This is a genomic window from Pseudomonas sp. Larv2_ips (assembly GCF_963879675.1).
Lineage (GTDB): Bacteria > Pseudomonadota > Gammaproteobacteria > Pseudomonadales > Pseudomonadaceae > Aquipseudomonas.
In genome coordinates, this window is record NZ_CAWOAW010000027.1 from 1310507 (window position 1) to 1323401 (window position 12895).

Sequence of the window (12895 nt, forward strand, 5' to 3'; positions counted from 1 at the left end):
ATACAGGCTTAATAGGGAGCTACACGTGAAAAAAGCAATTATCACCGGCATCACCGGCCAAGACGGTGCCTACCTTGCTCAGCTCTTGCTGGAAAAAGGCTATACCGTCTACGGCACCTACCGCCGTACCAGCTCTGTCAACTTTTGGCGCATGGATGAGCTGGGTGTCACCCAGCACCCTAACCTGCACTTGGTTGAATACGATCTGACCGACCTGTCCTCCAGCATTCGCCTGCTGCAGACCACCGAAGCCACCGAGGTTTACAACCTTGCGGCCCAAAGCTTCGTGGGCGTGTCCTTCGACCAGCCGGTGACCACTGCCGAAATCACTGGTCTTGGCGCGGTCAACTTGCTGGAAGCCATCCGTATCGTTAACCCGAAAGTGCGCTTCTATCAAGCCTCTACCTCGGAGATGTTCGGCAAGGTTCAAGCGATTCCGCAGATCGAAACCACACCGTTTTACCCACGCAGCCCCTATGGCGTTGCCAAGTTGTACGCGCACTGGATGACCATCAACTACCGTGAGTCCTACGGTATCTTTGGTGCCAGCGGTATCTTGTTCAACCACGAGTCGCCACTGCGCGGTCGTGAGTTCGTAACCCGCAAGATCACCGACTCGGTAGCCAAGATTACCCAGGGCAAGCTGAGCGTCCTGGAGCTGGGCAACATGGACGCGAAGCGCGATTGGGGTTTCGCCAAGGAGTACGTGGAAGGTATGTGGTGCATGCTGCAAGCCGATGAACCGGATACCTTTGTTCTGGCGACCAACCGTACTGAAACGGTACGTGATTTTGTATCGCTGGCTTTCAAAGCTGTCGATATCAACCTCGATTGGAAAGGCGAGGGTGACCAAGAGCACGCGATTGACGCAGAAAGCGGCAAGACGGTGGTGCAGGTGAATCCGAAGTTCTACCGCCCGGCTGAAGTGGAACTGCTGATCGGCGACCCGGCAAAAGCTAAGGCAAAACTGGGTTGGGAGCCAAAAACCAATCTGGAGGAACTGTGCCGGATGATGGTGCAGGAAGACCTGCGCCGTAACGAACAAGGCTTTTCGTTCTAAGGTCAAAAGCGCAATCACTTGCGTTGTAAGCGGGCGGGTTCGTGTTCGAACCCGCTCCGTCCTACTCATGTTATTCAGGCCAAAGGTGAATTGCGGTGAAACATGTTCTGTTGACCGGAGCTAATGGCTTTGTCGGTAAAGTACTGCTCGACCAACTATTGGCTGCAGGCTACCGAGTAAGCTGTGCTTGTACTACGCCTAGCGTGTCACCCCGTGCAGGTGTCGAACAGGTTGTATTGGATATCCGAGATCCAAGCGCTTGTGCAGCGACGCTGGAGCGGTTAAGCCCAACCCATATTATCCACCTGGCCGCCATTTCCCATGTGCCGACCAGTTTTCGCGACCCTCTGCTGACCTGGAATACCAATGTGATTGGTAGCCTGAATCTGCTCGAAGCCATTAAGCAGAAGGCACCGGAAGCATTCGTCGTGTTTGCCAGTTCTTCGGAAGTGTACGGAGAGGTCTTTAAGGCCGGCGTAGCGCTGGACGAAAGTAGCCCGTGCTTGCCGATGAACCCTTACGCCGCCAGCAAACTGGCTGCGGAGTTGGCATTTGAGCAATACTTCAAGCAGGGCGTTCGAGGTGTCATTGCGAGGCCCTTCAATCACATCGGCAGCGGCCAGTCGCCCGACTTTGTGACCGCTTCGTTTGCTCGCCAGATTGCGCTGATCGAAAGTGGCAAACAGGCCCCTATCATGCAAGTCGGCAACCTTGAAGCTTGCCGTGATTTTCTCGATGTGCGTGATGTGTGTGCCGCTTACTTGCAGTTGCTGGAATTGAGCGATGGTCGTGATCATCCACGGCTGTTCAATATCGCATCGGGGCAGGCGCGCAAAATTCGCGATATTCTTGATGAGATGATCAGTCAGAGCGCCGCCAGTATTTCCGTGGAGCTCGACCCACAGCGCTTGCGCCCGTCTGATATTCCGTTTGCGGTGGGTAACTGTGACCGCATCCGCAACGTGCTCGGCTGGCAACCAGCTACCCCGCTGAAAGACACCCTGGCTTCGTTGCTGGCTGACTGGCGTTTGCGTGTGGTGGCTGAATAGTGAAAGTGATGATGGGCACGGAGTCGTTACGGCCTCCCTTGACCGGTATTGGCAATTACACGCTCAACTTGCTGAGAGAATTTAACGCGCTCGAGGTTATCGAGGCCGTGGATTGTTTTAACGGTGATAGATTCTCTCCCGCTTCAGAGGTCTTGAAGGGGCACGACTGCTTCACGCAGCCTGCCCCCCTCGTCAGCCCCAATGGCGGATGGAAGAGCAAACTACGCAGTTCTCTACGCTCGTTACCTTTGGCTTATCGCCTCAAGGCGGCGTGGTCTGAATCGCGGTTCAAGCAGGGTAGCCGTACGCGTCGAGACTTTGTCTATCACGAGCCCAATTTCATTCTCAAACCTCATGACGGCCCTAGCGTAACCACCATTCATGACCTCTCATTCGTCAGTCATCCTGAATTCCACCCAGCGGAGCGAGTGGCCTGGTTGAATCGCCAGCTCCCGCGCACGCTCGACCGTGCGGATTTCGTTATTACTGACTCAGAAGTTGTGCGCGCGCAGTTGATTGAGCAATTCAGCGTAGTGCCTGATCGGGTGACAGCTATCTATCTTGGCGCCGATTCCCGCTTTATAGCACGTACTGAAGAGGCGACCAGATCGGTGTTGGCCAAGTATGACTTGGTACATGGTCGCTATTTGGCGTTTGTGGGAACAATTGAACCGCGTAAGGGGCTTTCCGTATTGCTGGATGCATGGGATCGCCTGCCCGAGGTACTTCGTCGCCATTGGCCTTTGGTCATTGCCGGCGCACCAGGCTGGCGGAATGCGGATTTGATCAATCGCATCTTGGCGATGCAAGCGAAAGGCGAAGTTCGCTTTCTTCAATATGTTAGTTCACACGACTTGCCATTTATCTATGCGGGTGCTGCTACCTTCATCTATCCATCCATTTATGAAGGATTCGGCTTGCCCGTACTAGAAGCCATGTCCAGCGGTGTACCCGTTATTTGTGGGGCAGGAACTTCAATGGCCGAATTTTCCAATGGCGCCTGCAGGTTATTCGACGTCGAAGATGCTGCGGTACTGGCGACGGCCATCTCTGAACTTATAGAGGATCCGGCGTTGCGTACCCGCATGGCCTACGACGGCAAGATCCGCGCGAGTGAATTTTCCTGGTCGCGTTGCGCGCAGGAAACCCTAAAGGCCTACGTGAAGGCGAAGGGCTCTGCTTACCCATTGAATTCATTATAGTAAAAGAGCTCCGCTGCGGATGCAGATACCAGCGCAATGCTATTTGAAAACCACGTCCGTTTGAATATTTTACGACGTCTACGAAACGAAAGGCGAATGAGCTGACTCTATGCAAGATGTTCCTCAAGCCGATATAGGTGCTGTTTGAAGATACTACATTTTTACAAAACCTTTGCCGCCCACCAACATGGGGGCGTGGAAATGTTTATTCGCCATCTAACCCATGCAACAAGTCAGCAAGGGTGTGAAAACGTTGTGCTTTCTTTAGCACCGGAAGGGGCGTCGTCGGAGGAAGGACCGGCTTATCGACTGGTTCATGCCAAGGAAGACTTTAATCTGGCATCCACGGGGGTCTCCTTATCATCCTTCAAGGTATTTGCCGAACTCACCAAATCCGCCGACATTGTGCATTATCATTTTCCCTGGCCATTCATGGACGTTGTCCATTTCGCCACGCGTGTGAAGAAACCCACCGTCGTGACTTATCACTCTGATATCGTTCGGCAGAAAGTTTTGAAGTGCCTCTATACGCCTTTGCAAAACGCATTCTTGAATAGCGTTGATGCCATTGTCGCTACCAGCCCGAACTACATAAGAAGCTCACCGGTGTTGGCCAAGTACCCGGATAAAACTAGTGCGATTCCCATCGGCTTGGAGGAATCTATGTATCTCCCGGTTCAGCCCGAAAAAGTGGCTGATTTAAAACGGCAGCGAGGAAGGTTTTTCCTGTTTGTAGGCGTGCTTCGTTATTACAAAGGTTTAGAGTATTTGTTGCAAGCGATGGAAGGTAAAGACTGGCCGCTGTTGATTGTCGGCGCTGGTCCGTTAGAGCAGGAACTGATGAAGATGGCGGCCGAGAAGCAGTTGCATAATGTGCACTTCATTGGGCAGGTCACCGAGCAAGAAAAGGTCAACTTACTGGCGGCATGTTACGCGGTAGTTTTTCCTTCTCACCTGCGCTCTGAGGCATTTGGGATAAGTCTCTTGGAGGCTGCCATGTTTGGTAAGCCGATGGTCTGCAGCGAAATAGGCACTGGTACCAGTTATATTAATAAAGATCAGGTCTCGGGGCTCGTGGTTTCACCCAGGGATGCACTTGCAATGCGTGCGGCGATGACGCAGTTATGGGAGTCGCCCGCACTTGCTGCTCGTTTTGGAGTGGCTGCCCGGGAGCGCTACCTTCAAGTGTTTACATCGCAAAGCATGGGCGAGGCATATGTGAAGAAATATGCAGCGCTGTTGAGCGTCAGCTAGTTATACGTCTACAGAAAATCACTGCGAAGTTACGATGATGCACGCATGTGTGGTATCACAGATGGGCCCTCTCGATGGGTAGTTGCCATGGCGCTATGTAAAGCGGCATGGCAACTAATTGCATCATATACTTACCAGGTTTTGCTCCATGCCTTGCTCTCGAGGTCGAGCTTGCAAACATTGCTGAGCTGGTGGTTGCTGATATATTGACTTATCCGTTGGTCATAGTCAGGGCGATTGGGGTAGGCAAAGTTCCAGTCTCTCGGATTAAAGGAGGCCATGCCATTTATCGTAGGAAGGCTGATTTTTTCTGCGATAAGCATAGCCGTAATGTTGTGAGCGTACATATTGAGAATGATGTCGCCTTCATTTGGTTGTTTTGCCCATCCGCTGACATAAAATGAAGAACATTCCGCAGGTGGCGGTGTGCTCAATTCAGATTTCGCCAGCTCATCTTCTCGGACCAAAGACACATATGCATGGTTAAGTTCTTCTAATATCAGAAGACTTACAATAATCGCCATCAGTATTTTAGGCGGATTTTTGCAAGCTTTGGATAGGTACCAGATGGCCAGCGATATCACCGGTATCGCAAGAAATATCTGGTAGATTGAAACGACCTGCAATGCCTTTGCACCCGGGAACAGCATGTACAAAAAGAACCAGGCGCTGTGCCCTTTTATATTAAGTATGAATACCCAGGTCAGCAGGCTTGCGGAGGCCATAGCAGGCCATATTAATGAGCTGCCGAGTTGATGCCTTTTTCTGATCGCGATCAAGGCACCGGCAATAAATAGGATGAAAATAATCGGCGAAATGCCGGTATTATAGTATTCACCGTTGGGTATGTAGGTTGGAGACAGACTTGTTGTCAGTTTGTTGTACAGTTCACCAAATAACAGATTTCCTTGGCCGACTTGAAGAATGCCTTCCAGTGGGACCGTATTTGACAAAGCTACCTCATACGGGCGCATGCCGGACTCTTTTGCTTTCGGCAGATAGACCGAGAGTAGGGGTAATTGTGAAATTATGGATGCCAGAAAAACGATGACGAGCGCTTTATAAGAGCTTTTGCATTGCTTAAAGATGTTAGCTTTGGTTGTCTTCGGCGCCAGATAGAATGCGATGCAGACGAAAAAGATGCAAAAGTAGATGAAGAACCAGGTGATATAAAAGCACGTCAGCGTCCAGGCGCCGAGAAATACGGCGGCACTGATTCCGTACTTGAGAATATTACTCTTGTTCCCTGCCTCGAGCGCCTTGTATGTATAGAAAAGCAGCATGGCCATTACTGGAGCGAAACCAACCGTTGCCAGCTGGATGCGATTGCCATGGATAGTCATATTGTTGCTTAAAATAAACAACGATGCTGCAAGCAATGACCAAAAGAAGCTGAAGGTGAAGACTTTGCGAGCCATCAGGAAAAAGGCCACGAACCCTATCACCCTCAGGAGCAGGTTTGACCATTCAGACGCAAGATAAACGTCAGACTCAAATAGCCGAATCACGGAGTAAATGACACCGATCAAAAAGTGCCCATCCGTTTGAGCCAGGGTGTTTGTGTAGGGGAAGTAGTAGTAAAGCTGCGACCAGTTTGAATCGCCCCTGAACGTATTGAACCAGTGTTCGAGAATGACCGTGGTAATCGTTGCGTCGTAGCTGTCGCCGTAAAGGACGCTAAAATGATTTAATAATTGAACACGAAATTGAATGCAGATTACGACCACCAAGGTCAACGTAAAAACAATTGCCTTCCCTGTGTTTATTAAGTTTTCTCTTTTGCTCGTTGCATTAATCATTGTAAAGGCTCTAATTGCATTTTAAAAAGGCAAACCGATAAAAACTTCCAGTCAGGATTTTACAGTGACTATGATGCCCAGCATGATGATGGCGACGCCTACGAAGTATTGAGGTTGAAAGCGCTCGCCGAGCACGAAGTGGCTTCCAACGGGCACCAATGCGAACGCCAGCGCCATTAATGGGTAAGCCTTGCCTAGGTCGATTTTTTGCAGAACCCAGATCCACGCAATGGTGGTGATGCCATAGAGTGCTAACGCAAAGAATAATGTCAGCATCGTTTTTGGGTCGAACCAACTGCCCGTTTCATGCAGGGAGGCCGCACTCAACTTGAAGAGTATTTGGCCAGTCGCAATGCCGACAACGCACGCTAATGCAATAACGTAAATCATGCCGGCTTATCCTTTTTTACCAGTGTGTGCTTTTGTCTCAGTACATGAAAAGGTTTGGTCGGAGTGGATGAAATGTCGTGCCCGATAAAAGCAAGTAGGAACTGAATGCCCACAATGACCGGCAATGCGGAAAGCATCACTGTGCCAGCTGGAGTCTGTATATTAGTTTGTAGGGACTCGATCCAATGGTTAATGCCAAACACCGAGCCGATGGTCAGCAAAATAATGCCTAATGGCAACTCGATTGACGCCAGCGACATGCCGCGCAGGTAATAATTATAGAAAATCCGTTTTCCAAGGTTTCGGGTGTGTTTCAACAGAAATTCACCAATTACTTTGGAGATCTTCAAATTGCTGACCTCATCCTCATATTTTGCATCCATTGGGATGTCGACCACAACAGCATTCAATGTATTCAGGCGGAAGAGCATATCCGTCTCAAAGAAGTATCGGTTGCTGATTTTATCTAAAGGCAGGTGCTTGGCGACGTCGCGGTGGATGGCCGTATAGCCATTGGTTGGGTCGAAAAGATCCCAATAGCCTGAAGAAAGTTTTGTCATGAAAGAAAGTACGGCATTGCCGAACAGCCTGATCTTGGGCATTTCTGAGATCTTTTCGAGATCAAAGAAACGATTGCCTTTGGTGTAGTCAGCATTGCCCGCAATGATAGGGGAAACAAAGTCACCGATCAGGCTAGGGTCCATCTGCCCATCACCATCAATTTTAACAATGATATCCATGTCATCTGCGATGGCTGCCCTATAGCCGGCCATGACCGCGCCGCCCACGCCAAGGTTCACGGCATTACGTATTACGGTGACCCTTTCATCGGTGCAGCTTTCGGTGACCAAATCTCCAGACCCATCTGGGCAGCAGTCGTCGATGACGTAGATCTTAGATACCTCAGGACCGATCTGCCGGATAACCTCCAGTATGTGGTTCCGTACCTTATAGCTGGGTATGAGAACTGCTATTTTCGTAGCTTGATCAGTCACGTGAGTACTCCATCTCTTAATGCAAAAAAATCAGGCTAAAGACTAACATATTCGCGATAGTGAAGAATATGTGGGCTGTCTTGAAGTCAACTATTTTCTGCCTTGACTCAATCTTCTGCGAGGGATCGCGCTCTACGCCTTCGGCGCGCGCGATTTCTCCGTCTTAGAAATGCACTCCGAGGTCGATTTTGTTCTTGCTTTCGTGCTCGCTTTCGTATAGGGAGATAGGTGGCGTGGCTTTTATTTACTCTATTAATATAGTTTATACGGTTGGGTAAGTTTACTCGTTGAATGCTGGCTAAACGGAGGGTATTATATTTGATTACATTCCAATAGAAATAAACCGTCTACGAATAATTTATGACTTCTGGACGTTTTTCATGTAAAAATCGTTGAAACATCGAAAAGACCTCATGGTGTTTTTTTGGAAGTTGTGCGAATTTTTAATATTGATGGTGTTATTGATTCATATATCGGGCAGGGGGCTTGCTGCAATCAATTGACCCTGCTGGTGGGCGGTAAACACCTAGGAGAATGTCTCTCATATCTATGTGCCAATATTCCTCATGATAACAGGCGCCTTGCTCCTAACCAAATCGGACGGCGTTGGTACTATATTGAAGCGGGCGTGGTGTATTGTTTTTATGCTGTTTGCGTGGTCATTTATATTTTTATATGTTTTTGGCTGCTTGGATGGAAAGTCAAGGAGTGGATGTTTTTGATGTTGCGGCGCCGGTGGCCGTGCACCTCTGGTATCTGTATACCTTGAGCCCTGCGTATTTCATTATCCCTGTTTTAGCTTCTTTTTAGATGCAGCACGTTGGGCATGAGATATCTGATAGTAGTGGTCCGGTTTTTTGGTAGCGAGTATATTCCCCTTTATGACTAGACTGCTAGGGATGCCTGTTTTAGGGGGCGACACTGCCATCTACTATATTTGCCCAGGTTATCTATTAGTCGGTGCCGTCCTTTATCATAATTGCATTATTGCAAGTGTTAAGGCGTCATTGTATTTTGCTGTTTGGCTGCTGGCAACATCGCTGACGGCCTCTCGATATGGCACTATTCCAAAGGCGCAGCTGTTAATGCCGAACTCTTTTATGAGTATTTTCTCCGCTGGTTGTGTTGGCGGCATTTTCTACTTTTATTTGGATTCCAAGCGTTCTTCGTATATCGTAGTCAAGTTTTTTGTCTGCGTCGATCTCTATTCTTTTTAGGTGGACTAAGCTTTGGTGTGTATTTGCTCCATCCGATGATTATTCGAGAGTTTGAAAGCCGTGGTTATAACTGGGATTTCACTAGCCCTTGTATTGCTGTTATTTTAATGCTTTTGTAGTGTGTCTAGTTTCTGAGTTTGTTGTTTTTATAAAAAAGCTCCCTTCCTCAGGGCGGTTGTCCCAGCCTAGTGGTTGTTGATTTTGCGGTTTGCAAGAATAGTGTGTCCTCGTTTTTTTGGGTTCCTAACTTTTTTGCGCGGGTTTAATTATCGGCTTTTTGCTTCTTGTTGGTCACGTTTTGCAGTTGGGCGTCGGTATCAGTGCTGGTGCATGTGTTCTTGCGCCCACTGTTTAGTCGATAAGTATATGCGCCACGCTTTAACCCTAACGTCACCTCACCATCGGATACACAAACAACCCAAAATGCAGCAAATTCACCCCAAAATGCGTCACCACCGCCGCTCCCAACCCGCCAAATCTATACGCCAAACCATACCCAACCCCGGCAATCCCAGCCAACAACGTCCACTGCCACCCGGCGCCGACATGCACCAGCCCAAACAACAGTGAAGCCAATAGCAGGGCCAGGTTCTCCCCGTAAGGCAGTTGCTTGAAGCGTCGGCTCAAGCCACCCTGGATATAGCCCCGAAATAACGCCTCTTCTACCAACGTAACTAGCAGCAGGTTATTCAGCACCCAAATCCACGTCTGTTCCGGCCACTTTGGGGCCCAGTTGGTGATCCCCAACAATACCGCGCCGCCCAATGCGGCGACGGCTGTGAGGCTCAAGGCCAGTGCCGTAACGCAAATCGTCAGGCGCAATGAGCGCCGCGCCACAATCCATGGACAGGCCAGCAACAGCCAGAAGCCAATCAGCGGTTTGTCCTGGTTCAGGTACATCGAGAACGGTACGGCGTCAGGTGTAAAGCGCTGCGGGTCAATTGCTCGCCCATTGTAGAAGCCGGGCAGCCAGTGCATCGCCAGGCCCAGGGCCAGTACGATGAACAGCCCATGACCGACGTAACGCGCCCAAGGTGTGCGCTGCTGGCGCACGACGTAGCCAGCGATCAGCAGCAAGGCGACTGACACCGCCGCCAGCGCGCCGAGTTGTCCATAGGTCAAGGCGAGTACATAGCCAATGGAGAGAAGCGCCAGGTACAGCCAGGGCAGAGCGAGCATGTGAAATCCTTGGATAAAAACTGGTCGACATTATAACGACGTATCTTTGTCTCAAAGTGAAAACTCCTCCACGCGAATAGGCTGCTGCGCGGGTGATTGCAAATTATGTCGACGGCTGGTTATAGTCGGCGCTCTCAAACCCTTCACACAAGATCAGCCCATGCCTGCTTCCCCTCGCATAGCGGTAGTCGATTCAGCGGTCAACGCTGTGGTCGTGCCGCGCGCGAGTAAGCAGCCTGCGCAGATCAGTCACTACCCCCCACCTGTCAGTAGCACGCCGGCGTACGCAGTCGTATCACCGCCGGGTGTCGGCATTTCGGGCTGATCAGCGAATCGCTGTTCCCCTGTGCCCGCCTGAAAAAACCTACTGAGTTTCAGCCTTAGCTGAATTGGCTTTTTTGCCTGATGACAGGTGGTATTCATGTCTGTTCTTTCGAAACAATCCGTGGCCGCGGCGGCCTCGACGAGCCTGTTTGTGCTGCTGTGGAGCAGCGGGGCGATTTTCTCCAAGTTGGGCCTGGCCCATGCTTCGCCCTTTGCCTTTTTGTTGATCCGTTTTGCCCTCGCCCTGGCAGGGTTGGTGATCCTGGTGCCGATCCTCAAGCTGAAATTGCCCCGCCCCGGCAAGCCGATGTTGTATGCGGCGGCAACCGGGTTGGTGCTGCTGGGGGCCTATCAGATTTTCTATCTGCTGGCCATGGACCTCAAAGTGACGCCCGGCGTGATGACAACCATCATGGGCGTGCAGCCGATCCTGACGGTGGTGCTGATGGAGCGTCAGCGTTCGTTAAGCCGCATGTTCGGCCTGACGCTGGGGTTGGCGGGGTTGATCATGGTGGTCTACCAGGGCATTGGGCTGTCGGGCATGTCTCTGGCAGGGATGCTGTTCGGACTGCTGGCGCTGGCGAGCATGACCTTTGGTTCCATCATGCAGAAGCGCATTACTGACAACCCCTTGGGCACGCTGCCGGTGCAGTACCTGGCCGGACTGTTGCTGTGCTCGGTATTTGTGCCATTCCAGCCCTTCCACTTTGAACACAACCCCGGCTTGTATCTGCCGGTGCTGTGGATGGGGTTGGTGGTGTCATTGCTGGCGACGCTGTTGCTGTACCGCCTGATTGCGCGAGGCAATCTGGTGAATGTCACCAGCCCGTTTTACCTGGTGCCGGCGGTAACGGCCGTGATGGACTATCTGATCTTTGGCAATCTGCTCGCGGTATTGAGTGTGCTGGGGATGGTTTTGATCATCATCGGCTTGGCGTTTGTCTTCCGTAAACACTAGAAGGTGAGCATCAAGGGGGCGGTAGATCGCACGCCGAAACGCCCCCTTGGGCATCAGAGGGTCATGTTGTACCTGTAGGGCAATGCTGTAATAATTCCGCCCTTTAGACTGTAAGTTGTTATTTTATATGGGGTAATCGGTGCGTCTGCAGGTGGCGGCGGGCTGAGCAACGCTGCCGGCTTCTGTCGAGGGTTTCTCTCTAGTGACAAAGTCGTGGTTGCAGGCCGTATTTGTTTAAAATCCGTCTCTATACTGTCGTCGTATTCAATGTGGCGGTTTCGTTGGTGCAACGCCTAATTTTCCCCGTTTCGTCGACCTCTTCGTGTTTCAAGCACGCTCAATCAACGTGTTGCTTGCCTGTTAATCGTCGAGGCGGTTTTATCAGACGAGTGCTAGGGTTTGGGTTGGCCGGTGTGAATCGGCAGACGTTGATGGACACTTCTGGGCCATCCTTGCGACATTACTTAAAAGATTTAACTCAATGACTATCTTAGTAACCGGCGGTGCAGGCTTTATCGGTGCAAACGTGGCATTGGGTCGGGTAGTGAAGCACTACTCCGAGCGTTCTGTATGAGAATCTTGCTGCTTGGCAAAAATGGCCAGGCAGGCTGGGAACTCCAACGTAGCTTGGCGCCTTTGGGGCAAGTCCTGGCGTTGCACTCCAAAAGCCCGGACTACTGCGGTGACTTGAAAGATCTGCAAGGGCTGGCGGCTACCGTGCAGCGGTTTGCGCCTGACGTAATCGTCAACGCAGCGGCTTACACCGCCGTCGACAAGGCCGAGAGTGAGCCGGGCCAAGCGCTGCGCGTGAACGCTGAAGCCCCGGCGGTGCTGGCAACAGAAGCCCGAAAGCTGAATGCCTTGCTGGTGCATTACTCCACGGACTATGTGTTTGACGGCCAGGGTGATACGCCGTGGCAGGAAAGCGACCCAGTCGGCCCGCTGAGTGTCTATGGCACCACCAAGCTTCAAGGCGAACAGGCTATCCAGGCGTCCGGCTGCGCGCACCTTATTTTGCGCACCAGTTGGGTGTATGCGGCGCGCGGTAATAACTTCGCCAAGACCATGCTGCGCCTGGCAGCGGAACGTGACAGCCTGAATGTGATCGACGACCAATTCGGCGCCCCCACCGGGGCGGACTTGCTGGCGGACGTCACCGCACATGCCATCCGTGCGGTGCGTTTGAACCCTCAATTGCAAGGCATCTACCATCTTGCGGCAGCCGGTGAGACCACTTGGCACCGGTATGCCCGTTTCGTGCTCGAACAGTCGCAGGCGGCAGGCGTGGAGCTCAAAGTCGCTTCGGCATCCGTCGGCGCGATAACCACGGCCGCTTTTCCCACGCCTGCCAAGCGTCCTGGCAACTCTCGACTCAATACTCAAAAACTGCAGAATGCCTTCTCCCTTTGCCTGCCTGAATGGCAGGACGGTGTGGCACGGATGCTTAAAGAAATTCTAGAGAAATGAC

10 protein-coding genes are annotated in these 12895 nt (G+C 51.4%); 6 read left to right on the top strand and 4 right to left on the bottom strand.

All coding sequences use genetic code 11. From position 1 onward, the window contains the following. Nucleotides 1–25 precede the first annotated feature (25 nt). The 4 genes from gmd to AACV02_RS22890 all read left to right on the top strand — a co-directional run bounded on the left by gmd (nucleotide 26) and on the right by AACV02_RS22890 (nucleotide 4565). On the top strand, nucleotides 26–1060 hold the full coding sequence (gene gmd / locus AACV02_RS22875) for a GDP-mannose 4,6-dehydratase (RefSeq protein WP_119742170.1): 1035 nt from the start codon (nucleotides 26–28) through the stop codon (nucleotides 1058–1060). A gap of 95 nt (nucleotides 1061–1155) precedes the next feature. Further along, complete coding sequence (locus AACV02_RS22880) at nucleotides 1156–2109, top strand: GDP-mannose 4,6-dehydratase (protein WP_119742172.1); 954 nt, start codon at nucleotides 1156–1158, stop codon at nucleotides 2107–2109. Between the two features lie 8 nt (nucleotides 2110–2117). Beyond that, the gene (locus AACV02_RS22885) at nucleotides 2118–3311 is read left to right on the top strand and encodes a glycosyltransferase family 4 protein (protein ID WP_119742174.1); all 1194 of its coding nucleotides are present in this window, start codon (nucleotides 2118–2120) and stop codon (nucleotides 3309–3311) included. 144 nt (nucleotides 3312–3455) lie between these two features. Further along, nucleotides 3456–4565, top strand: a complete 1110-nt coding sequence (locus tag AACV02_RS22890) for a glycosyltransferase (RefSeq protein ID WP_214247218.1) — start codon at nucleotides 3456–3458, stop codon at nucleotides 4563–4565. A 131-nt stretch (nucleotides 4566–4696) separates the two neighbouring features. On the opposite strand, the gene AACV02_RS22895 is transcribed toward AACV02_RS22890, so the two are convergent. The 4 genes from AACV02_RS22895 to AACV02_RS22910 form a co-directional block, all read right to left on the bottom strand. Beyond that, nucleotides 4697–6364: a hypothetical protein gene (locus tag AACV02_RS22895; RefSeq protein WP_119742178.1), complete on the bottom strand. Its 1668-nt coding sequence runs from the start codon at nucleotides 6362–6364 to the stop codon at nucleotides 4697–4699. Nucleotides 6365–6415: 51 nt separating this feature from the next. Beyond that, nucleotides 6416–6754, bottom strand: a complete 339-nt coding sequence (locus AACV02_RS22900; RefSeq protein WP_119742180.1) for an EamA family transporter — start codon at nucleotides 6752–6754, stop codon at nucleotides 6416–6418. Continuing rightward, complete coding sequence (locus tag AACV02_RS22905) at nucleotides 6751–7749, bottom strand: glycosyltransferase family 2 protein (protein WP_119742182.1); 999 nt, start codon at nucleotides 7747–7749, stop codon at nucleotides 6751–6753. Before AACV02_RS22905 ends, AACV02_RS22900 begins: the two co-directional genes overlap by 4 nt. Before the next feature lie 1607 nt (nucleotides 7750–9356). After that, nucleotides 9357–10145, bottom strand: a complete 789-nt coding sequence (locus AACV02_RS22910) for a CPBP family intramembrane glutamic endopeptidase (protein ID WP_119742184.1) — start codon at nucleotides 10143–10145, stop codon at nucleotides 9357–9359. A 421-nt stretch (nucleotides 10146–10566) separates the two neighbouring features. Between AACV02_RS22910 and AACV02_RS22915 the strand changes: the two genes are divergently transcribed. Together AACV02_RS22915 and rfbD are read left to right on the top strand one after the other, a co-directional pair. Then, on the top strand, nucleotides 10567–11427 hold the full coding sequence (locus AACV02_RS22915; RefSeq protein WP_119742187.1) for a DMT family transporter: 861 nt from the start codon (nucleotides 10567–10569) through the stop codon (nucleotides 11425–11427). Nucleotides 11428–11997: 570 nt separating this feature from the next. Continuing rightward, nucleotides 11998–12894: a dTDP-4-dehydrorhamnose reductase gene (gene rfbD / locus AACV02_RS22920; RefSeq protein ID WP_119742189.1), complete on the top strand. Its 897-nt coding sequence runs from the start codon at nucleotides 11998–12000 to the stop codon at nucleotides 12892–12894. The last annotated feature ends 1 nt before the right edge of the window (nucleotide 12895 follow it).

Excerpts from the sequence above, each read along its gene's own strand:
- AACV02_RS22885 (WP_119742174.1), top strand. The coding sequence starts at position 2,118 with ATGATGGGCACGGAGTCGTTACGGCCTCCCTTGACCGGTATTGGCAAT.
- AACV02_RS22900 (WP_119742180.1), bottom strand. The coding sequence starts at position 6,754 with ATGATTTACGTTATTGCATTAGCGTGCGTTGTCGGCATTGCGACTGGC.
- AACV02_RS22915 (WP_119742187.1), top strand. The coding sequence starts at position 10,567 with ATGTCTGTTCTTTCGAAACAATCCGTGGCCGCGGCGGCCTCGACGAGC.
- rfbD (WP_119742189.1), top strand. The coding sequence starts at position 11,998 with ATGAGAATCTTGCTGCTTGGCAAAAATGGCCAGGCAGGCTGGGAACTC.
- AACV02_RS22895 (WP_119742178.1), bottom strand. The coding sequence starts at position 6,364 with ATGATTAATGCAACGAGCAAAAGAGAAAACTTAATAAACACAGGGAAG.
- AACV02_RS22910 (WP_119742184.1), bottom strand. The coding sequence starts at position 10,145 with ATGCTCGCTCTGCCCTGGCTGTACCTGGCGCTTCTCTCCATTGGCTAT.